Origin of the sequence: Oceanobacter sp. 3_MG-2023 (assembly GCF_030688925.1) — a bacterium.
Lineage (GTDB): Bacteria > Pseudomonadota > Gammaproteobacteria > Pseudomonadales > Oceanobacteraceae > Oceanobacter.
In genome coordinates this window covers 120522-143965 of the sequence record NZ_JAUYVX010000010.1, presented here as the reverse complement: position 1 = coordinate 143965, position 23444 = coordinate 120522, and the positions used below count along the sequence as shown (strand labels likewise).

Genomic DNA, 23444 nt, shown 5'->3' with positions numbered 1-23444 from the left:
CATTGGACAGCCCATGCGCCAGCATGGGCTGTCGTTATCACTTCACAACAACAAGAATCGACATTACGGTGAACCTGTCACTCAAAGCAAAAATCCTGTTACTGACGGTCTTGCCCTTGATCGCCCTGTCATTAACGATCAGCTGGCTGTATCAACGCCAAGCCAAGGAACTGGCTTACCAGCAAGTCGCTGTTTTTGAAGAAAACCTGATGGCCGGCCGCCGTGAGGCACTCAAGAATTACACTCTACTGGCCATGAACTCGATATCCCCCACACTCGAACAACTCGAGAACGGTATGGAACGCTCCAGCGCCGAATACCGGATCAAGCATCAACTACGTGGCATGCGCTATGGCAGTGACGGCTATTTCTTTGTTTACACCCAAGCTGGAACCAATATTGTCCACCCCACCCAACCCCATCTGGAAGGACAGGACCTGATCGACCTGCAGGATGAAAACGGTCAATTTGTTATTCGGGACCTGCTTGATATTGCCGAATCCGGTGGTGGGTTCTACCAATACCTCTGGCGTAAACCCACCGACGGTAACGACGTCAACAAACTCGGTTACGTCATACAGATTCCGGCACTGGGCTGGATGATGGGTACCGGCTTGTACGTCGACGACATCGCCAAGGAAATCGCCTTGATGGAGCAAAAGGTCGCCAATAATGTGCGCAAAAGTTTCTGGGCATCAACCATTTTGCTGATTGTGACACTGACAACCGTGGTGCTTATCGTCACACTGGTCAACATGCATACAACCCAACTGGCCGACCAACATTTACAACAACTCGCCAACCGCTTTGTCTCCTTTCAGGTTATTCAGCGTCGTCATTTTGCCCGCGAATTACACGATGGCATCAACCAGCTGCTGGTCTCGGCCAAGTTGCGGCTGAATCTGGCCAACAAGCAATGGCCTGAGCGCCAGGCACTCGAGCACCAGACCAAGGCGGTCGAACAACTGGACATCGCCATCCAGGAAGTGCGCCGCATCTCCCACAACCTGCTGCCGGTTTTACTTGATGATCTCGGTCTGGAAGCGGCCTTGCACGGCCTGTTGGATGAACTGGAAGAACAATCGGACATCACCACCCGTCGCCGCATCCGGCTACCACGGGAACGCCTGCCAGACGCCATCGAAATGACCGTTTACCGGCTCGTGCAGGAAGCTCTGACCAATATTCACAAACACGCCCAGGCCACCCAGGTCAGCTTGAGCCTGACCGCCAGCGCCCAACAGCTGGTGCTGACCATGGGCGACAACGGATGTGGCTTTGCCAGTGATGAAGACAGCAGTGGCGTTGGCTTGATGAATATGCGCGAACGGGTCGAGCTATTAGGAGGAAAGTTTAGTGTCCGTAGTCGACGCAGCAAAGGTACACTCATAAAAGCAGCGTTTTTGCTTAATCCGGAGCCAGGCTTGGCAAGGGACCCCGAACTCAGTAAGGAATCGAAATGAACACCACACGCGCCCGCCCGCCCATTCGCCTATTGATCGCGGACGATCACCCCATGGTGCGCGAAGGCCTGAAGGTCAGTCTGGAAAGCGAGCATCTGATTGAAGTCCTTGCCGATGTCAGCAACGGCCAGCAAGCGCTGGAGCAAGCTGCCCTGTTAGGGCCCGACGTGGTTTTGCTGGATATCTCCATGCCCGTTATGGGAGGGCTGGAAGCCTGTGAGTCATTTCGGCAACGCTTTCCGGAAATTCGCTTATTGATTGTCACCATGCACGACAACCGGGAATATATCCTCAAGGCTGTGCAAGCCGGTGCCGCCGGTTACGTCTTGAAAGACGTCCCCACAGAAGAACTGCTACTGGCAGTCCAAACCGTCTTTCAGGGAGGCACCTACTTCAGCTCCAGCGTGGCCAAAACCCTGTTCAGCGAATTTGGTACCGCCCCGGCACGAAACACCAGCAGCCAGGGTCATCAGGCACTCAGCCCACGGGAAACCGACGTGTTATCACTACTGACGGAGGGGATGGGCAACAAGGAAATTGCCGGTCAGCTGAATATTTCCGTGCGCACGGTCGAAGCCCATCGCCTCAAGATCAAGCAAAAGCTGGGCATTAACAATTCTGCCGGACTGATCCGTTACGCTCTCGATAACGGTATTGGCAAACCGGTTTAATTCCTGTTCCAGTCCTCAGTCCTGGGCACCGCCATTCATCCGCTACAAACATCCAGCGGGTGCCAATAACGCCGGCGCCCACCGGCTTTGACCAACGTTATCTATCCATTCCCCATTTGCCGGTGTCATTCGCTGCCAGGCAACCCACAAAACGAACTCGAACCCCGATACCTTGTCTTCCCCCGATACCTTACTATTCTCATAGAGTCTTTAGTGTCTGTTTTTTTATCAAGACTCAAGGTGGCATAAACAGCAGCGCTGCACTCGACACAACCAGACGGTATCGCCAGGTCTTGGCCTCTATGGCAAACAAATTGCCCAACAATCAGGTTCGTGACTTGTCGCACATCCAGCATCTTGGCTGCCGACTATGCTGGCCACCTATATTTGGCCCCATCAGCCAAACGGTCCACAGGAGATATGGCCCATGACTCATACAACGCTTTCAGGGTTGAGGAAAACACTGTTATCGCTCGCCATCGCGTCACTCGGAACACACGCTTACGCCACCCCCAACTACGGCGAAGCCCTGCAAAAATCCATTTATTTCTACGAAGCACAACAAGCAGGTGAGCTGCCCGCCTGGAACCGGGTCGAATGGCGTGGTGACTCAACCCCCAACGACGGTGCCGACAACAGCGTTAACCTGACCGGTGGCTGGTTTGACGCCGGTGATCATGTCAAATTTGGCCTGCCCATGGCCGCCTCGGCCACCATGCTGGCCTGGGGTGTGATTGAAAACCCATCGGCTTATACCCAATCGGGCCAAATGGTCCACATCAAGAACAACCTGCGATTTGTTGCCGATTATTTTGTGAATGCCCATCCGTCCCCTAACGTCCTGTATGGTCAGGTTGGAACCGGTTCCAGCGATCATGCCTGGTGGGGACCGGCAGAAGTCATGCACGCCACCTCTGGTGCTGCCGCGACCCGGCCCTCATATGCCATTACCGAATCCTGCCCCGGTTCCGACCTCGCCGGTGAAACCGCGGCGGCATTGGCTGCAATCGCCATGGTGTTTGCCAGCGATGACCCGGCCTACTCCACCACCCTGCTGACCCATGCCGAACAACTGTATACTTTTGCCCGGCAATTCCAGGGCAAATATTCCGACTGCATTACCGATGCCCAATCCTTCTACAACTCCTGGAGTGGCTATCAGGATGAACTGGTCTGGTCTGCCGCCTGGCTCTACAAGGCGACCGGCGACAGCACCTATCTGAACAACGCCCAAAGCGACTACAACCAACTCGGTACCGAAGGCCAAAGCAGCAATAAAGCCTACAAGTGGACGCAAGCCTGGGATGACAAATCCTACGGCTCCTACGTTTTACTGGCGCAGCTGACTGGCGACAGCCAATACCGGGCCGATGCCGAACGCTGGCTTGATTACTGGAGCACTGGCTACAACGGCGAGCAGGTTCCCTATACCTCCGGTGGCCTGGCGCAACTGGATCAATGGGGCGCGACTCGTTACGCCGCCAACACCGCCTGGGTGGCACTGGTGTATTCCGACTACCTCCGCAGCATTGAGCCATCCAACAGCCGTATCAGCAGCTACTACAACTTCGCCACCAGCCAGCTGGAATACCTGCTCGGTGACAACCCGATGGGCCACCCCTACCAGATTGGCCTGAGCTCCACCGGCCCACTCAACCCGCACCATCGTACGGCTCATGGCAGCTGGGCAGATGACATCAGCAGCCCAAGCCAAAGTCGCCACCTGTTGATCGGCGCGTTGGTGGGTGGCCCTGCCAGCGGTGACGGTTATAGCGATGACCGCAGCGATTACATTTCCAACGAAGTCGCTACCGACTATAACGCCGGTTTTACCTCGGCACTGGCACGGCTTTATCTGGATTTTGGCGGCGACCCTATTCCTGATAGCGAATTTCCTGCCGCAGAAACTCGTGATACCGAGTTTTTTGTTGAAGCCAAGGTCAACGCCAGCGGCCCACGTTTTATTGAGCTGGCAACCACAGTCCACAACCGCTCCGCCTGGCCAGCCCGGATCAGCAATAACCTCACCATGCGTTACTGGGTTGATCTTAATCACGAGATAGCCGCAGGATACAGCGCCAGCGATATCACCGTATCCGCCGCTTACAGTCAGGCCAGCAGCATCAGTCCGCTGACCGCCTGGGGCGACCCGGCAGACAATATTTACTACGTCGACATTTCGTTTGCCGGGATTGATATTTTTCCAGGTGGCCAGTCTGACGAACAGAAAGAAGTACAATTCCGTCTATCACTGCCCACCGATACCGACAACAGCGACTGGGACAACAGCGCTGACCCATCCTGGGACGATTACAGCAGCACGCTGGCCAATGCCCCTCAAATCGCCCTGTATGACGATGGCGAATTGGTCTGGGGGACGGAACCCACACCGGCTTGCGGTGTTGATACCGGCATCAACTGCACCCCGACGGCCGAGGCCACCAGTGCCACCACGCCGTATGAAACGGCCGTTACCATCAGCCTCAGTGGCAGTGACGAAGATGGCACCATCAGTGACTATCAAGTGGATACCGCACCAGCCCACGGCAGCGTCACCATCACTTCCGGCATCGCCAGTTACACCCCCGCCAGCGGCTATTTTGGCAGCGACAGCTTTACCTATGTTGTGATTGATGATCAGGGTGCCAGCTCCGACCCGGCCAGCGTCAGCCTGACAGTGGCAGAACCCATTGTGCCTGCCGTCAGCATCAGCACGCCGAGTAATGGCAGCGACATTGTTCAAGGCAGTGATTTTGTGCTGACCTTCGACATGTCCAATGTCAATTCTGTCGAGATCACACTCAACGGCAACCCGGTGGCCAGTGCCAACAGCAGCGGTTCGGTCACCCTGACCGCGCCATCGAGCACCGGCAGCTTTAGTGTGACCCTGACTGGCCTCGATATCAGCGGCGCGGCGACCGGAGCCAGCACCACACTGACACTCAATGCCGTCGTTGCACCACCCAATAACGTGCCGGTTGCTGCGTTCAGTGTCAGCGATAGTTTTCTGAGCATCAGCCTGGATGCCAGTGCATCGACCGATGACGATGATGACACCCTGACCTACCAATGGGATCTGGGTGATGGCAATACTGCAACCGGACTGACGGCCAGCCATGAGTACAACAGCGCCGGCAGTTACGATATCACCCTGACCGTCAGTGATGGGGAAGACAGTGATACGTCAACACAAACAGTAACGGTCGCCGAAGCCCAACCTGGCAGTGTTGACTGCAGCATTGGTAGCATCGACCAGTGGAATACCGGCGCAGTCCTTAACAATATTGTTGTCACCAACCTGGGCGACAGCGAGGCTGACTGGAGCGTGATCCTACCGGTCAGTGGTGTCACTGGCATCACCAATAGCTGGGGAGCCAGCGTTACCCTCAGTGGTAATAACATCATTGCCAGCGGCAGCAACCTGGCAGCGGCTGCGACCTACAGCTTTGGTTTCCAGCTGGAACATGACGGCAACTTCAGCTCTAACGGTTGCAGCGATGCGGCGGCGGGCACGGATACAGGAACGGACACTGGAACGGACACTGGAACGGACACTGGAACAGACACTGGCACGGATACAGGAACAGACACTGGCACGGATACAGGAACGGATACAGGAACGGACACTGGAACAGATACCGGCACTGGTCTGGCCGCCTGCAGTTTCACCATTGAAAGCGAATGGAACAGCGGTTACACCGGCCGTATCGACCTGACCAATACCAGCGACAGCACCATCAACGGCTGGGAGGTCAGCTGGACGTTCACGGATGGCAGCACCATGACCAACGGCTGGAATGCCAACTACAGCGGCAGTGGCCCAATCACCGCAACGCCTCTTTCCTGGAACAGCAGCATTGCTCCAGGAGCGACGGTTTCCTTTGGATTCCAGGGTGACAAAGCAGGCAGTTCAACCCCCAGTGCCGTCATTACTGGCGCTATCTGCCAATAATCCGGCCCGACCTGCTGAATAAAAAGCCCTCGGAGAGGTAACTCTTCGAGGGCTTTTTTTATTCAGTTTTCCCAGTGTCCAACCTGCATCTGGAATCTGACGCCGGGTTTTTCATCAACCATGCCGAATCAGTCGTAATCCAGCGGATAAATTGATTCGGCGTAAAGCTGCAAATCCTGCATCCACTGCTGCTTGCGGGGATCTTCAATCACCTGTTCCGCAGCCCGTTTTAATTCCTGGGCAAATTGCTCGAAGTTCAGCGCCTGACAGGCTGGGTTGGTATGAAACAGCCGTTCACGACGTACTGTTTCCCAGCGTTGCCGATCATCCCCCTCCAGCGTATCCGGAAAGTTTCTGGCGCGATAACGGAATAACATCTCATCACCGCGGCGATCTTTGAAGCGCTTCTGGAAGCCGGATAAATCCCACGGCGAGGCGTCATGCAGCTGGTTCATCAGATTACGATCCGCTGGCGAGAAAAAGCCATCGTACAGCTGTGCATCCACATCGCTGGCGGCCGCAAACGAACGACTGTCAAACACCTGCTGCAGCTTGCTGGTAAGGTCGACACCCTGCTTGATCATACCCAGATGCTTACGCAAGGTATCACCACTCAGGTTCCAGCGTTCAGCCTGATCAGGCGTAAGGGTTTTGGCCGGAGCAACCACCGGAGACTTGTTCAGATGTATCTCTTTTAATGGCAACCGTTCGACCCCCTCTGGCAAATCTGCCGCTTTACTGAACACTCGCTGCTGTATCTCTTCAGCGGTCAGTTCAAACAAAGGAGTTGGGTCTTGATGCAGATCAAAAACAACCACACTGTTTTTGTTTTTAGGATGCATACACAAGGGCACTACAACCGCCATACAGCCCTGTTCAACCGGAAACATGCCCGAAATATGTACCAGAGGCTTGTGTTGCACCACATCAATCAGATCTGCAACCGCTTGTTTACGACGCAAGCCAAAAAGATAACGGTATAATTTTGGTTGTTTATCTCGAATCAATCGTGCCAGTGCAATGGTTGCCCGCACATCCGATACCGCATCGTGGGCCTTGCCGTGATCGAGGCCATTGGCGGCTGTCAGGTGCTCCAGTTTGAAACTGATCCGGCCATCTTCGTGTTGTGGCCATTCGATTCCTTCCGGCCGCAAGGCATAGGCACAGCGAACAACATCCAGCAAATCCCAACGGGAATTCCCCCCTTGCCACTCACGGGCGTAGGGATCAAAAAAGTTGCGATATAACGTGTAACGAGTGAACTCGTCATCAAATCGAATGCTGTTATAACCCGCACTGCAAGTACCCGGTACCGAAAAAACCCTGTTGATCTGATCAATAAACTCAACTTCTGGCAGACCTTTCTGCTGGCAGTCCTGGGGGGTAATACCAGTGATCAGCACCGCTTGCGGGTGCGGTAAATAGTCATCACTCTGTTTGCAAAAAATCTCGACCGGAGGCTCAATCTCGTTCAGGTCTTCGTCGGTACGAATCGCAGCAAACTGCGCCGGACGATCCCACGCCGGACTGGCACCAAAGGTTTCGTAGTCATACCAGACAATGCTACTCACATGATTCTCCTGCTCTTGCCACCCCAGATCCGGGTCATACTGGCTGGCCAAATAAACGCCGATGATAACATGCTTACCCTGACGCAATGCACCCGGCTCTGGTTGCGATAGCGGCACCACTTCTCCCGGCTTCTGTGTAACAATCACGTCCACACCACGAGTCACAATACAGTGCAGGACAATCCTCCGGTGCGATTAAGTCGTGCCAGACTTCCTTAAAATGCCGCGCACTGTACAATGGCCACGCTTTTTTCCTTTGTGACAGGTTGGACGGATCAGCTCGATGTCTTTATTCAAGAAGTTTCTGAAACCAAAATGGCAACATTCCAACCCGGATGTTCGACGCCAGGCGTTGGCCGAAATGGCTGCCGAGCAACTCATCAGCTTTATCGACACAGAGCCTGACGAGGCATTGCGCAAGGCCGCGGTGGTACGCATTCGTGACGAGGCCCTGCTGGAAAGCCTGCTGGGGCACAACCTGCCGGATGTTCGGGATACCACCCGGGAACACTGGCTGAACCTGCTGCTGCCATCATCGGCAGACCTCAACAGCATCACCCACAGCGCCACACTGGTACGTATTGCCGGGCTGACCAAAGACCAGCAATTACGTCTCGATGCCATTGCCCGGATCTCTGACCAGAACGAACGCCTGGTAATTGCTCGCGAACACCCGGTCGCCAAAGTACGTCTGGCCGCTGCCGAAGGCATCGATCAACACGCCCTGTTACAGCAACTGCTGGAATTTGCCCAAGCGAAAGATAAAGCCGTCTATCGCCTGTGCAAGGAACGCCTGGCCGCTGCCAAAGCCAACCAGGAAGCCATTGCCGCCCGCAAGCAGCAAATCACTTATTTGCTGGAACAGGCCGCTTACCTGAACCGGGTAGGTTATGGCCCCGACTTTAACGGTCGCTTGCAAGTCATACAGCGCCAGCAGCAAGAACTTAACGACAGCCTGACCGATGAGCAGCGACACACGCTCGAATCCGCATTGCTTGACGCGAGCCGGATTCTGGAACAACACGCCGCAGAGGAACAGCGTCAGGCCGAAGAGCAGCAGCGTCAGGCCGAAGCCCAGGCAGCCCAGCAACAACTGGTCTCAGAGCTGAACGACGCCCTGGCAGCCGCTCCTTCAAGTACCGATCCGGAAGCGCTGAAACAGCAACTGCAAGCCATTGATGAACGCTGGCGCGCCACACAGACCGATCACAAGGCCGACGCCGACGCCTTGCGTTCATTCGAGAACACCATGCAACAGGCGTTAGCCCTGCAAGCCACTCTGGAGCAGGTCAGCGCCAAACAGCAAGAGTTGTCCCAGTGGCTGGAAAAAGACTTGCCTGCCGACATGCGCGGCCTGCAACAGGTGATCCAGAGCGGTAAAAAATGGCAAGCCCAATTGAAGTGGCCATCACAGCTGGAAGCACCCGAATGGCTGGCGGCTCTCTCAGGCAAACGCCAGATCGCTGAAATCCGTCTGACGGAACTGGAAAACCAGCAAACCGCGCGTATGGATACCCTGCAGCGCCAGCTCGACAAACTGGAACAACACATCGACAACGGCCACCTGAAAGACGCTGGCAAGCTCTACGGCCAGGTGCATCAGAGCCTGCGCCAGGTAGATGGCAAAGCCGCCTATAACTTTCAGAACCGCATCAAGAGCCTGGCTGCCAGACTCAACGAAATGCGCGACTGGCAAGGGTTTGTCACAACCCCCAAAAAAGAAGCCCTGTGTGAGTCGATGGAAGCCCTGATCGATGCCGATATCAGCCCTGATGTCCTCGCCGACAAGATCCAGGTGCTGCAGGACGAGTGGAAAACACTCAACTCTTCCCAGCCCGACAAGGCCTTGTGGGATCGTTTTCAGGCAGCTGGCGACAAAGCCTTTGAACCTTGCCGCGCCTGGTTTGCCGACGTCGCTCGTCAACGGGAAGTCAACGTTGAACGACGCAACCAGCTAATCGAGGAACTGCGCCATTACGAAGCCAATCTCGACTGGGACCAAGCCGACTGGAAAGTCGTGCAAAAAACCCTCGAGACCGCTCGGGAAGTGTTCCGCGGCTACTCGCCGGTGGATCGAGCTGCACACAAGCACACCCAGGAACATTTCCGCGCCGCTTGCGACGCCATTTACAGCCACCTCAAGGCAGAATACGACCGCAACCTGGCAGCCAAGGCCGCCCTGGTTGAAGCCGCTGCCGACCTGGCCGAAGAAGAAGATCTGACCGACGTGGTAGAGCGCGTCAAGGAACTGCAACAGCGGTGGAAAGAAATTGGCATCACACCACGCGCACCAGACCAGAAGTACTGGCGTCAATTCCGCAGCCAGTGTGATGCCGTATTTGCCCGTCTGGACGAGCAACGTAACGAACGCAAGGCGGAGCTGAACAACAGGGTCATTGAAGCAGAAGAGCTGGTCAATCAGGCTGCCGCCTTGCCAGCCAGCACCCTGTCGGCTGCTGACGTGCTTGAGCAATTCCAGCAGTACGAGCAACAGTTTGCGGCGATCGAACTGCCACGCTCTGCCCACCAGCGCCTGCGCAAACAGCTGGCTGACATCGCGGCGCAACTGGACGACCGTCAGGTGGCGCAATCACAGGCCGAAGAACGTCAACGCTGGCAAGGTTTGCTGGATCGCTTGCAAGCACTGGCAGATCACAATGAAAGCCTCTGGCACGATGCCGATCAACTGCCGGATGGCTACCCGCTCGCCGCGTTTGAGCAACGTTGGCAGCAGGATCAGGATACCCCGGTTGCGATCGATACCGACGCCGCCCGAGACCTGTGTATTCGTATGGAAGTTATCAGCGGACTGGAGTCTCCGGCAGCGGATCAAGGCCGCCGGATGCAACTGCAGGTACAGCGACTGGCGCAAGCCATGGGCCAAAGTATCGGCCACAGTGACGAACGCCTCGCCCTGGTGCTGGAATGGCTTGCAACACCCGCTGGCACGGCTCAGCAACAGCGCTTTATCCAGGCACTGAAAGCCAGTATCGGCTAGTTGGCTGGCTCCCGGCAACCTTCACCGTACTTCAGAGTCAGTGGCTTGAGCGCCACTCGCGCTGGTGTACGATGAGGCGTTGGCCTTGATAGTTATCCCCTCTCCCTCGGCTGCCCTGCCACGATTGCCACCAACCGCTTTGTCCCCTTACTTTGTTCAGCGCCATCCGCTACTGTTCAGGCTGTTCTGCTGGAAACATAATCACAGCACCACTCCAATACACCACCCGGAGAGTACTGCATGGCCGCTTCCCCAATACGCCGCAGCACAACGACTCTAATCCCTGGCCAATCCGGCATTTTTCCCGGTCTGCTGACAGCAACCCTGCGACTGCTACTGATCAGCGGTTGCGCCAACGCAGCACTCGCTGCAGACCCACTCCCGGCCCCACAATCCTTCACCCCCTCGCCATTGGCGGTTATCCATTCCCAGCAAGGAAGTTTTATCCCCGAGGTAATAATCTCAGGCCTGAACCACCCTTGGGCAATGGATTTTATCGATGCCAATACGCTCCTGATCAGTGAACGTTCGGGCCAGCTACGTATCGCCCGCCATACGATTCAGGATGGCCAGCCACAGTATTTGCTCAGCCCGGCCATTGCCGGTGTCCCGGAAGTATCGACCGGGGGACAGGGCGGATTACTCGATGTTGCCTGGCACGATGGCCAGGTCTATTTCAGCTACGCCGAGCCGGGCAACCTGATGACCAACTCGACCGCGGTGATGCGCGCCACCCTGGTTGATGATGGCCATCATCGTTATCACCTGGCGCAGCAGACAGTGCTGTTCCGGCAAGCACCCAAGTATGTATCCCGCTCCCACTTCGGTTCACGGCTGACCTTCGATCCACAGGGTTATTTGTATATTACATTGGGGGAACGCTATTTCCCCCGGGATGAAGCGCAGAACCTGGACAACCACCTCGGTAAAATCATTCGCCTGAATGCCGACGGTACAACACCAGCAGACAACCCTTTTGTTGATCAAGCCGGTGTCAGGGCCGAGATATGGAGTTATGGCCATCGTAATCCGCAAGGTGCGGCGATTAACCCCAACAGCGGCGAATTATGGATACATGAACACGGCCCCAAAGGCGGCGACGAACTCAACCTGATCATGCCAGGCCGTAATTATGGCTGGCCTGTTATTACTTACGGCAAGGAATACGTTGGCGGCAGTATTGGTGAAGGTACCCATAAGGAAGGGATGGAACAGCCGCTGTACTACTGGGTGCCTTCAATCGCACCTTCCGGCATGGCATTTTATAGCGGTGAGGTTTTTCCTGACTGGCAGGGAGATGTCTTTATTGGCTCGCTGAAATTTCGTCAACTGGTCCGGCTGGAGCTGGACGGCAAACAGGTAATCGCAGAAGAGCGTCTGGATATTCCTGGCCTTGACCAACGTATTCGCGACGTCACACAAGGGCCGGATGGTTGGTTGTATCTGATCACTGACGACGATAACGGCAAACTGATCCGCTTGCGGCCGATATCAGAATCATAACCCCCTGAAAACAGCAAAGCGGCAAGGCATCCTGATGCACTTGCCGCTTTATTCGTCCGTCATTGAGTCATAGACGGACTATGTCGTCATGCCATTAGTGCTGGAAGTCTGACATCAAGGCCGGGATACCAGGCAGCATACCTACCATTGCCATCACACTGGTCAGCAGTACAAACATGATCAACGGGATGATCCAGCGGCTCATATGGCTTAATTCCGAGCTACGTTCCTTACAACCGATCAAGCCCAGGTTATCGAGCAGCATGGTCAAAGACCAGCCAAAGGCAGGGTTCACCAGTGATGAAGCAAAAACCACGATCGCAGCGGACTGGGTGGTTTTACCTTCACGGGTCATTTCCATACCGGCTTCCAGCAGTGGAATAAAGACACCCACAATCAAGGCCACACACAGCACCGGCTGCCAGATCGCCAGGTCCATCGGATAACCCCAGATTCCAGCAATGATACAGAACAGGGCCGTTAAAATGGCGCCAGCAGGAATCGGACGCTTGGCAATCGCCGCAGGCACAATATAAGTACCCCACGAAGAAGCAAAGTTGGCACCACCCAGCAGAGAGCCGAAGGTTTGTCGGGCAGATGCGCTCATCATGGTGTCATCAATGTTCATCTGCACTTTTTCAGTACGTTGCGGGTAGCTGATTTTCTGGAAGACCTGATGCCCCAGGAAGTCAGGAGACCACATGGCAACCGCCAGAATGGCAAACGGCAAGACCACAATAAAGCTTTCCACGGTTGGCAAACCCAGCATCCAGCCAGTACTTTCACCCCACCAGTACATCGGGTCCATATGTGGCAGACCAGGCGCGGTATGGAATTCAAACGGTGCGCCCAGAGCAAATGCTGCACCACCACCCAGGAAGCAGCTCAGCGGTACCGCCAACCAGCGTTTCTGGAAGTGTTCCAACAAGGCATACAGCAAAATAGTCGCCAGAATCACAATAAAGGCGATATGCGTCATATCAATGGCTTCCGCCCAGGCAAACAGTTTTTTCACCTGCGAGATAGTGCCGATAAAACCCAGATACAACAGCAGGCCACCACACACGCCCTTACTGGTCAGCCGTGCCATCAGGCTCCCCCCTTTACTGATGGCGAGGATCAGACCAAAGGCACCAATCAATAGCCCGAAAGCCATCGGGTGCCCCCCTGCTGCCACAACAATAGGGATTAACGGAATCAAGGGGCCATGGGTACCGGCCAGGTTGGCGGTCGGTAAAATAAAGCCGGAGAACAATAAAATAAAAACAGAAACAATAAGAAGCTCGTAACGAACATTCTCTAGAATAAACGATTCACCCAACCCTAACGGGCCAGCAAACGTGGCGGCAATCGCGGCAACCATAACCACTTTACCAATGGTCGCGGCCATGGCCGGAATCGTATCTTCAAATTCGAAACGATAATCCCGGAAAGGCAAGTTTGGACGCCAGCGTTTGGGCTGCATGATTTGCAACTCATGCTCAAGGTACTCTTCTCGGCTATTAAACTCAGAGCTGGGTTTGTGCAGCCCTTGATAGCTACCAGAAACGGCTTGAGTATCTGTTTTCTGCCCTGCACCTGGTGGACTATTATCTTTATCTTTCGGTGTCGCGGTCATGATTTCTCCAGCAACATAGTTGCTACGCAAAATAAAATACGGTTGGTTAAAGCAAGTGGATGGTGCCGCGTAGAATAGACCAGGAATCTGGAAATTGCGATTAGGCAAATGTAGTGCTTTTATAATTATGGACTTCGCTGTAGACAGGGCTATTGACGCCAATATTCAGCTGCTCCCAGCCCCAAAATGACGCTGTTTCAGCGCTCACAGACCGCCGAACTCCTCCGCCACAAAGACATATCCCTTGAGACAAAAACCTTGAAACCACCCAAAAGAGCCAGTTTTGGCTCAAAATGAAGCCTTTAGCACGCATCAAGACGCCAGAATATTGATTCAAGTCAACTTATTACGCTCTACTGCCTGGATTGCCATATTAGCCCCAATCATCAACCTGCCTGACCGCTGGCGGGGTATAAAAACACCCCTCAAAACAGGGATAGTTCCATATGAGCCAACACTTATAGTCTCCAGACTCATCAATCAAGCCTCAAATCAGGGGCCTCAGAGCCGTTGCAAGCGTGTTGTTGGCTACGCTTTTTGTCACACCTGTCAGTTAGTATTAGCTGGATAAGCAAGAGGGAAAATGATTATCAGCGCCAATTGCGTGGCTAATTGGCGCTATCGTCACAAGAGAGGCGTATGCAGGTATTTTGAGGTTGGCGGCACCGACGCCAGCGGCTTGATTAATTCGCGTGGATTCCGGGGCCAGCCCGGAACGGCGCACCGGCACAGGCACCGGCAATGTACGTCCAGTACGTCCAATCGCTTAATATAACCAGAAGCTGATCAGGCGGTATCAGAGACCTTGCGAATAATAAAACGGTACACCCCGTCAAGGTCTTCTTGCAGCAACATCTCCTGCTCCAGAAACCCGCAAAAACGGGTGAAATCCCGCTGCGTCGAGGGGTCGGTTGCCAATACTTCGATACAGTCCCCCAGGGCAGCATCGTTCATCAGGTTATGCAACATCATCACCGGCTCCGGGCAAAACAGGCCGCGGGTGTCCAGTTGATGCTGAATCGGTAAATGGGGGGTAGTGTCTGACGAACTCAAAGGTCTCTCCTGGCAATCAAATCAGTAAATCATGTGATGGGGTCAGCGCTTTTTCTTGGCGCGCTTTTTACGTAAATAGTCCTTGACCGGTGTTTTACGAGTCGGTAACGCCTGTTCAAAGCGCTCCCGAATCGCTTCAACCCTGGCTTCCTTGTCGCGGTGATCACGTTGATGGCGGTGCTTTTCACTGGCAGCAGCAAAATCAACCACAGTCTCACTTGCCATAACGGCTTACCTCCTGACCGGTATATACTTGAATGCTAGCTATAGACTCGTAATTATACCAATGAATCCTTGCCGTCCTGCCTTTCCTGTTGATACCCAGCTCGCCAATATCTCTGCACAACTGGCCGACCACCCCGCCCTGCTGCTGACTGCCGAACCCGGTGCGGGTAAAACCACTCGTGTGCCGCTGGCGCTGATGGATGCGCCCTGGCTGGCCGGGCAACAGATCATCATGCTCGAACCGCGGCGACTGGCAGCCCGTAACGCCGCCGTCTTTATGGCCCGTCAACTGGGCGAGGCTGTCGGTGAGCGGGTCGGTTACCGGGTACGGCTCGACAACAAGGAATCTGCTCGTACCCGTATTGTGATTGTAACAGAGGGCATTCTCACCCGAATGCTGCAGGATGACCCCGAGCTGACCGGCGTTGGTCTGGTTATTTTTGATGAATTCCACGAACGTCACCTGAACTGTGACCTGGCATTGGCACTGGCGCATCAATGCCAGCAGCTGTTACGCCCGGATCTCAAGTTGCTGGTAATGTCAGCCACGCTGGATACCGATGCCTTGTCCCGACAACTGCAGGCTCCCCTGCTTCATTGCCCGGGCCAGGGGTTTCCTGTCACGCTGGCCTACCGGCCAGCTGCGTCAGCCAACGAATACCTCAGTCATCACGCCAGCCGGGTTATTCATGAAGCCTTACAACACAGCCATGGCCATCTATTGGTGTTTTTGCCCGGTGTGGCGGATATCCGGCGGCTGCATGATGAGCTGAAGCGACATGACCTGCCAGATAACCACCTTCATATCCTGCCACTTCATGGCCAGCTCAGCGAACAGGAACAAAAGCGGGCTCTGGCGGATGTGCCAGAGGGTCAACGTAAAATATTATTGGCGACCAATATCGCCGAAAGCTCTCTGACCCTGAATGGCGTCACCGGCGTGATCGACAGCGGTCTTGAACGGCGCATGGTATTCAGTCCGGCCAATGGTCTCAGTGAGCTCACCACACGCGATATCAGCCAGGCTTCAGCCACCCAACGAATGGGCCGTGCCGGGCGACAGCAAGCCGGTTACTGCTACCGGCTGTGGCCAGAAAGTACCCACTCACGGCGGCCACGCCATATTGAAGCCGAGCTATTAACCGCCGATCTGGCACCACTGCTGCTGGAGCTGTTGTTATGGGGAGCCGACGCTGATGACTTGCTCTGGCTTGACCCTCCGCCACTTGCCGCGCTGAATCAGGCTCGGGCGCTGTTGTGTCGCCTGGGGTACCTGGCCAGTATCGATAGCCAGAGACTGACGGAACACGGCCACCAGTGTGCCCGTCTCGGTATCGAACCGCGCTGGGCATCGGCACTGATAACGGCCCACCAACAAGGACAAGCTCGCGACTCGGCCGAGTTAATCGCCCTGCTGCAAGAATGGCCGCACAAACAACGCCGCAGTGATGATGTTGAACGGCTATGGCATGCCAGCCGCTCAACTTCCTTGTGGCAGCAACGCGTGGCCCCGCTGGCCCAGCGCTGGCTCCGGGGCTTGTCTGGCCAGACTACCTCCACCGCAACTACTGCCGCCACGGCAAGCGCCAGTCATCAGGCCAGTCTGGCACGCTGGGCATTACTGGCATTCCCGGAACGCCTCGCCCGCTGTCGTAATCAATCGACCGGCCACTCCAGCAAAGCCAACAACAAGGCATTACGCTATCTGATGGCCAACGGCACGGGTGCCGAACTATCGCCAGACTCGGATCTGGCCGGTTGCCCCTGGCTGGTGATTCTTGATCTGTCCGGTGCCAGCAGCCACCGGATACGCCTCGCCATTGCCATTGATGAGGCCGAATTGGCAGACCTGCTGAGCGACCACCCTCACTGGCTGTCGCACCACACCGTGGTGCAATGGCAATCCCAGGGCCGTTTGCTGGCAGAAGAGCAACACAAGATCGGTGAACTGATCTGGCGGCGGCGCACCCTAGAGACACTGGGCCCTGAGCAATGGCGTCAGGCCTGGCGGGATTATTTTTGTCCATCGGTCAATTCCGACAGCCGGGTACAGCAACGGTTGGCCAATCTCAACTGGACAGACGACGCGGTGCAATTACGTCAGCGCTTGCAGTTGTTACACCAGTACCATGGCGGCCATTCCTCCAGCCACTCCCAGAAACAGGGTTCCGCTGCGGGAGATTGGCCGGATGTGTCCGACCAGGGTTTACTAGCGCGCCTGGATGACTGGTTGTTACCGTTTCTGGATAACTGCCGCCATGAACGGCAGCTACAGCAGCTGAATTTGGTGACCTTGCTGACCAGCCTGCTCGACTGGCCGCAACAGCAGCAGCTGGAACAGCTGGCTCCGACACACTGGCGGGTGGCCAGCGGCTCCCGTATTCGTATTGATTACACCGAGACACCGCCGGTATTGGCAGTCAAGTTACAGGAAATGTTTGGTTATCCGCAGCAACCCGCGGTGTTAAACGGCCAAATGGCGTTAAAGATCCATTTGTTGTCGCCGGGCCGGAAACCATTACAAGTGACCCAGGACTTACCTCACTTCTGGCGTCATGGCTATGCCGAGGTACGTAAGGAAATGCGTGGCCGCTACCCCAAGCACCCCTGGCCGGAAGATCCACTCAGCGCCGAGGCAACAGCCCTGACCAAAGCAGCCCTGGCCCGGCGCCAGAGCCAATCTTCCTGAACCCTGTCCGTCAATGTGTTGCCAGTAACGACTCTACCTTGCTGATCATGCCAGCCGCCGCTGGCGCGCCCAGCACCGCGGCCCGGTTGGCATCGGCCATGGCTGACTGGTATTCCTGCTTGCCAACATAAGCGTTGGCCCGGGCCAGCAGGGCATCCTGCGTCTCCCCGAACCGGTCGATATAATCATCCCAGAGTTCGATCATATCTTGCCAGCGCTGGCGGCGGGCCAGTAAGTTATCCATCAGCACAAACCATTCGGGGCGGGCACTGTCTGCTGCCAGAGCCACACTGGCGTCACTTTCCGAGTTGGCCATCTTGCCCATCTCCATCCAGGTGACGGCTCGTTGATAGCTGGCCACCGCATCGGCCGGATCAAGCATCAATGCCTTGCCAAGAAAGTCCAGCGACTCCTCCAACTGTCCCCGTGTGCGGGCACGAATCCCCAACCCGGTCAGGCTGGTCAGCAACTGCGTGCGGTACCTGTGTATCCCCGGCGATTCCGGATCAATTTCGGTGGCATAAGCCAGCTCCGCGGCAGCATTGCGGTATTGCCGCAAACTGCCATAAATTTGTGCTCGCCCCAAATAACTGTCGGCATCCGCAGACTCCAGGCGTAATGCCTGGGCAAAGTCGTCCAGAGCAGCAGAATAACGTTTCATGGCCATACGGGCTTCCGCCCGATGGCGATAAAAACTGGCGACGTGTCCGTATTTCAGGGCACGAGTAAAACCGGCTTCGGCAGCAGCATACTGCTGACGTCCAAGCTGGGCTTCCGCCAGCAGTGCCTCCACATAACCGGGTAATACCGACAGTGCCGGGTTACTGCTCTGATGCACGATCACACGGTTGGCATAGGCCCGCATTCTGGCTTTGGAACCACCCCAACGCGGAGTCATGAACCCCAATTCGGTACTGGCAACCAACAGGGATGCCGGTATTTCCTCTGCTGCCCGCTGCAAGTAAAGCTGATGCTGCTCGTCATCTCCCAGCGCTACCGCTGCACCAATCAACAGGCTATAGGCCAGACCCGAACGCGGGTTCACCCGCAAGGCAGCATCGATATCTGTCAACGACGCATAAAAATACTTCCGGATAGCCTCGGCCTGTTCATCGGAGCGATGTGTCCGGTTTTGCTCGTAGCTGTCCCAGCCCAATCCGGTCAGGTAAGTAGCACGGGCGAGATAAGGAAATTCCAGATTCGGGTAGGTACGTACCCAGTCGTTAAAATAGTGTTCCAGCCCCGGCTTGCCCATATCAAACACCTGGTAGATTGCCCGGACTTGGGATTCCGTGCTGATATCCTCCGCCAGAATCTGATGGTATTTTTCCAGCCGGGTATTCAGAATCCCGAACTGACGCGCCCGCAGCAGCTTGCGTAAATGCTGGTAGTCACGACTGGAAATACCTTCAAGTGCTGAGACCCCTATGGACGTAGCCTGGGAAGATGGCCGGGAAAGCGATTGCTCAGCCGGGTTATGGGTATTACGCCCGGACGGTGCACGATCGGAGAAGTGGCGACGGCCATCGCTGTCGACCCATTGATAGACTTCGGCCACAGCCTGTAACCCTATCAGGCACGACAACAACAGCGCAATCCAGACAAGGTTCATGATGGCTCCCGTATTATTCAGGCTACCGATAGTAATAGAATTTCTGTCAGAAAGGTGTTGGCTTTTTCACATTGGGAAGGATAAGACAGCATTGTCGTATCCGTGCGGGCAGTACGCACCGTGACGATGAACCCCAAGGCAGCGGGCATTGTTATCACCAGTGATAAAAATGCCCGCCCGCCGGGTTAGCCAGCAATACAACTGCCCTCTGGCCACAAACGCACTACAGACGCACTACAGACGTTGCAACAACTCGGATTTTTTATTGGAAAATTCCTGTTCCGACAGAATTCCCATATCTCTCAGGCTGGCCAGTTTTTCCAGTGCCGCAAACACATCATCCCGGTTACCAGTGTTGGTATTCTGGTTATTGTGCTGTGCTGGCGGTTGAGTATTTTGTACTGGCTGGGGTGCTGGCTGTGCCGGCTCTGGCGCTTGACTGATAAACGGGTTATGACCCGACACAATCGGCAAGCTGGTCAGATACACGGTACCGAACTGGCTGCTGAAGGTCAGTGAATTACCACCACCCTGCTGCTGGCTGACACCACCGATCTGGTGCTGCTGGGTATCGTAAACACTCACCTGACCATTGGAGTCGAGTGCCAGACGCTGACAATGGGGGAAAATCGCATAACGGATATTGTTTTGTGAACCGGATGACGACGGGTTACCCAGTTCAGACGGCCACCAGTTTCCAGACTGGAAACCACCTTGGCCCGCTGCCGGCTGTTCAAAGATCATCTGGCCATTACCCAGAATCGAGGCAATTTCACTACACAGATTATTGACGGTGTTTTTCAGGCCATTGTTGAACATATCGCCCACCATGGTCATGCCACCACTCATCCACTGGCCGCCACCGCCCAATTCCGGACAGTTGAATTGAGCCATGGTGCCGTTACCATTGATAACAGCCTGAATCATGCAAATAACCGCGTCACTGGACAGTCCATAGCGGCTGGACAGGTCGTTTACAACACCCTGACCATAGCCTGTTAATTTACTCATAATATCCTCCTGCTGCATGACGTACATTGGTCGCCACAATACAGCATCTATGGCGAGAATGTCCGATATTTACAGAGATTCTGAACATTTTTTAACCAGAACTCAAACATATCAAACAAATGCCCCAGCGGAGTTTCTTGACAGGAAAATTCCGCTGAAGCAGGAGTGGCCAGCAACGATTACATCCGCATCACATCCGCTAGGACGCAACCGCCGCTTTGGCGCTGCTGACCCGGTCGAGCAAATAGAACAGCGAGTGATAAGGAATCTCGCCATGCCGGGCCAGACCAATTTCACAGGTACGACTGGTAGACACCCCTTCTTTGCAGTCTTTCACCTGCCTCTTGAGCGGAGCCAGTGCCGAGGCATTCAGTTCCGGCACCATAAAGCCCTTGTCGCCGGCAAAACCACAACAGGTAATATCTTCCGGTACCACGACTTGGGTTGAGCAATGTCTGGCCAGAGCGATCAGCTCGTTACCCAGGCCTTGCTTGGTGGTTGAACAGGTCACGTGTACTGCCACAGCGTCGTCTACCGGTTCAATGTCCAGCTGCGGCACCAGGTACTGATTGGCAAAGTTTACCGGGTCCAGTAACTGGATACGTTCATCAAGCTGCTGACTCATACGGAAAACACAAGGGCTGGTATCGATCAGTACCGGTATACGGCCGTTGTCGCTGATGGTCAATAAGGCCTGATTCAGCTGATCACGCATGGCATCGGCCTGCTCGAACATGCCTTTGCTTTCCAGCGGCATGCCACAACAGAATGATTGCTGGTCTGGCAACTGGGTCAGGGTCACGCCAGCCTTTGCTGCCAGCGCCAACGTGACTTGCTGCAAGCTGCGCTGGTCCTGATCCTGTTTCGCCGGGCCCATATTCCGGCTGGCGCAACTGGGGAAATACACCAGGTCGGCATCTGCCACTGCCGGTGCAATGGGTTTGGCACTGTGGCTGGCTTGTGGCATGGCATCGTGCCATAGCGGCAAGGCTTTCATGCTCACAGCAGAGGCCACCTTGCTGACGCTCGCCAGTGCCTTGTCGCCGATCACACCACGGGTAATATCCACCAGTTTGAGGCCAGTACGGGTGGTATTGGCGATGGTGTCAAAATGCCCGGCCACCCAGTTGGCCCGACCTTGATAACGCTGATTCCGTTCACTGCGCAAATAGCGACTCAGGTCACCGGTATTGATATCTACCGGGCAGGCCAGACTGCACAGGCCATCGGCGGCACAGGTATCTATACCTTGATACTGGTACTCTGCCTGTACTTCGCGGAAACGGGGATCGCTGCTGATATCATGCCCGGCACGATCCAGACGGCTCAGCTCGCGCATCACCACAATACGCTGCCGTGGGGTCAGGGTCAGGTTTTTGGATGGGCACACCGGCTCACAGAAACCACATTCGATGCATTTGTCGATCAGGTCATGGGCTTCCGGGATCGGTTTCAGGTCTTCAATATGGGCACGCAGGTTGCGGGTCAGGATTACCCCTGGATTCAAGCGCATGTCCGGGTCCAGGGCGTGTTTGATTTGCCACATCAGGTCATACGCTTGTGCCCCCCACTCCAGCTCCACAAACGGGGCCATATTCCGCCCGGTGCCGTGCTCGGCTTTGAGCGAGCCATCGTAACGCCCGACCACCAGCACGCACACTTCATCCATAAAGTCCGCATAACGCTGGATTTCTGCCGGATCGGTAAAGTTCTGGGTAAAAACAAAGTGCAGGTTACCCGCCAGGGCGTGACCAAAAATAATGGCTTCATCGTAGTGGTATTTCTTGAACAGGCTCTGCAGTTCCAGTACCGCCGGAGCCAGGGATTCAACCGGAAAGGCGACATCCTCAATAATCACTGTGGTGCCTTTTTCACGCATGGCACCCACCGCCGGGAACATGCCTTTACGGATATTCCAGTACAGCTGACACGTGGCCGGGTCGGTGGTAAAGGCTTTACCGTGCAGGGTATCGAAGTCGGACAACGCGGCCAGCACATCGGCCAGCTTATGCTCCAGTTCATGTTCGGTGGTGGCACGTACTTCGACCAGCAGTGCGGCAACGTCATCACTCAGGGAAGCCATATAATCCGGCATGCCGGGTTTGTCCTGTACGGAGCGTAACCCGGCCCGGTCAATCAATTCGACGGCAGCCACTGGGCTGGTAGCCAACGCCGTCACCGCATGGCTGGTTTTTTCGATGTCGGCAAACATCAGTAAGGCGGAGGCTTTGTGCGCGTGTTCTTCCACGGTGCGATAAACCACTTCCGAAACAAAACCAAGCGTCCCTTCCGACCCCACCATCAGATGCATCAGGATATCGATGGGATCGTGGTAATCAACCAGGGCATTCAGGCTGTAGCCGGTGGTGTTCTTGATCGAAAATTTCTTTTGAATACGGGCTTTTAACTCAGCGTTACTGCTCACCTGTTGATGCAGCGATACCAGTGCTTCGATCAGCTCGGGCTTGTTGGCCATAAAAGCCGTGCGAGACTCCGGGTCCGCGGTATCCAGCACCGTGCCATCAGCCAGGACCAGGCGCATGGATTCAATGGTTTGATAGGTATTCTGCGCCGTGCCACAACACATACCGGATGCGTTGTTGGCCACAATACCGCCGATTTTACAGGCATTGATGGAGGCAGGATCAGGGCCAATCTTACGCTGGAACGGGGCCAACTTACGGTTGGCATGGGCACCGATCACTCCGGGCTGTACCCGCAACTTGCCCCCTTCTTCCAGTACTTCCATGCCGTTCCAGGTGGGGGCCAGGCGTACCAGAATACCGTCAGTAACGGCCTGACCAGACAAACTGGTACCCGCTGCCCGGAAGGTCACATGCACCTTGTGTTTCCCGGCCAGCAACAACAGGTCGATGACTTCCTGCTCGGTTTCGACCATTACCACGGCCTGCGGTATCAGGCGATAAAAACTGGCGTCAGTACCCAGTGCCAACGTACGTAACGGATCGGTGACGATCCGTTCAGCATTGATAATGTGAGCCAGATCGCTCAGAAACAGACTGTATTCGGGTTTCATAAAGTGTCCTTCGAGCTGGCGCACGGGCACCAGCCACATCA

General features: G+C 55.4%; 13 protein-coding genes. 6 read left to right on the top strand and 7 right to left on the bottom strand.

From position 1 onward, the window contains the following. Positions 1–2 precede the first annotated feature (2 nt). From Q8W32_RS10805 to Q8W32_RS10795, 3 genes are all read left to right on the top strand, one after another. Positions 3–1463, top strand: coding sequence for a cache domain-containing protein (locus Q8W32_RS10805; RefSeq protein WP_303434264.1), 1461 nt, complete (start codon positions 3–5; stop codon positions 1461–1463). After that, positions 1460–2134, top strand: coding sequence for a response regulator transcription factor (locus Q8W32_RS10800; RefSeq protein WP_305414902.1), 675 nt, complete (start codon positions 1460–1462; stop codon positions 2132–2134). Before Q8W32_RS10805 ends, Q8W32_RS10800 begins: the two co-directional genes overlap by 4 nt. A 427-nt stretch (positions 2135–2561) precedes the next feature. Next, complete coding sequence (locus tag Q8W32_RS10795; RefSeq protein WP_305414901.1) at positions 2562–6086, top strand: glycoside hydrolase family 9 protein; 3525 nt, start codon at positions 2562–2564, stop codon at positions 6084–6086. Positions 6087–6214: 128 nt separating this feature from the next. On the opposite strand, the gene sbcB is transcribed toward Q8W32_RS10795, so the two are convergent. Next, positions 6215–7657, bottom strand: coding sequence for an exodeoxyribonuclease I (gene sbcB / locus Q8W32_RS10790; protein ID WP_305414914.1), 1443 nt, complete (start codon positions 7655–7657; stop codon positions 6215–6217). Between the two features lie 283 nt (positions 7658–7940). On the opposite strand from sbcB, the gene Q8W32_RS10785 reads away from it, so the two are divergent. After that, positions 7941–10655, top strand: coding sequence for a DUF349 domain-containing protein (locus Q8W32_RS10785; protein WP_305414900.1), 2715 nt, complete (start codon positions 7941–7943; stop codon positions 10653–10655). A 240-nt stretch (positions 10656–10895) separates the two neighbouring features. Beyond that, the gene (locus Q8W32_RS10780; RefSeq protein WP_305414898.1) at positions 10896–12158 is read left to right on the top strand and encodes a PQQ-dependent sugar dehydrogenase; all 1263 of its coding nucleotides are present in this window, start codon (positions 10896–10898) and stop codon (positions 12156–12158) included. A 94-nt stretch (positions 12159–12252) separates the two neighbouring features. Here the strand turns inward: Q8W32_RS10780 and Q8W32_RS10775 are convergent, their stop codons facing one another. From Q8W32_RS10775 to Q8W32_RS10765, 3 genes are all read right to left on the bottom strand, one after another. Further along, complete coding sequence (locus Q8W32_RS10775) at positions 12253–13776, bottom strand: DUF3360 family protein (protein WP_305414897.1); 1524 nt, start codon at positions 13774–13776, stop codon at positions 12253–12255. Between the two features lie 786 nt (positions 13777–14562). Then, positions 14563–14829 carry a sulfurtransferase TusA gene (tusA, locus tag Q8W32_RS10770; RefSeq protein WP_305414896.1) on the bottom strand — a complete coding sequence of 89 codons (267 nt, stop codon included), beginning with the start codon at positions 14827–14829 and terminating at the stop codon, positions 14563–14565. Between the two features lie 42 nt (positions 14830–14871). After that, a complete protein-coding gene (locus Q8W32_RS10765) occupies positions 14872–15054 on the bottom strand; it encodes a tRNA (uracil-5-)-methyltransferase (protein ID WP_303434271.1) in 183 nt (60 codons plus the stop codon). 61 nt (positions 15055–15115) lie between these two features. Here Q8W32_RS10765 and hrpB point away from each other — a divergent pair, with 61 nt between their 5' ends. Beyond that, complete coding sequence (hrpB, locus tag Q8W32_RS10760) at positions 15116–17743, top strand: ATP-dependent helicase HrpB (protein WP_305414895.1); 2628 nt, start codon at positions 15116–15118, stop codon at positions 17741–17743. 10 nt (positions 17744–17753) lie between these two features. On the opposite strand, the gene Q8W32_RS10755 is transcribed toward hrpB, so the two are convergent. From Q8W32_RS10755 to Q8W32_RS10745, 3 genes are all read right to left on the bottom strand, one after another. Then, positions 17754–19355, bottom strand: a complete 1602-nt coding sequence (locus Q8W32_RS10755; protein WP_305414893.1) for a DUF4124 domain-containing protein — start codon at positions 19353–19355, stop codon at positions 17754–17756. A 234-nt stretch (positions 19356–19589) separates the two neighbouring features. Next, a complete protein-coding gene (locus Q8W32_RS10750) occupies positions 19590–20366 on the bottom strand; it encodes an SHOCT domain-containing protein (RefSeq protein ID WP_303434274.1) in 777 nt (258 codons plus the stop codon). A 199-nt stretch (positions 20367–20565) separates the two neighbouring features. Next, positions 20566–23403 carry an FAD-binding and (Fe-S)-binding domain-containing protein gene (locus Q8W32_RS10745; protein ID WP_305414892.1) on the bottom strand — a complete coding sequence of 946 codons (2838 nt, stop codon included), beginning with the start codon at positions 23401–23403 and terminating at the stop codon, positions 20566–20568. Positions 23404–23444 lie beyond the last annotated feature (41 nt).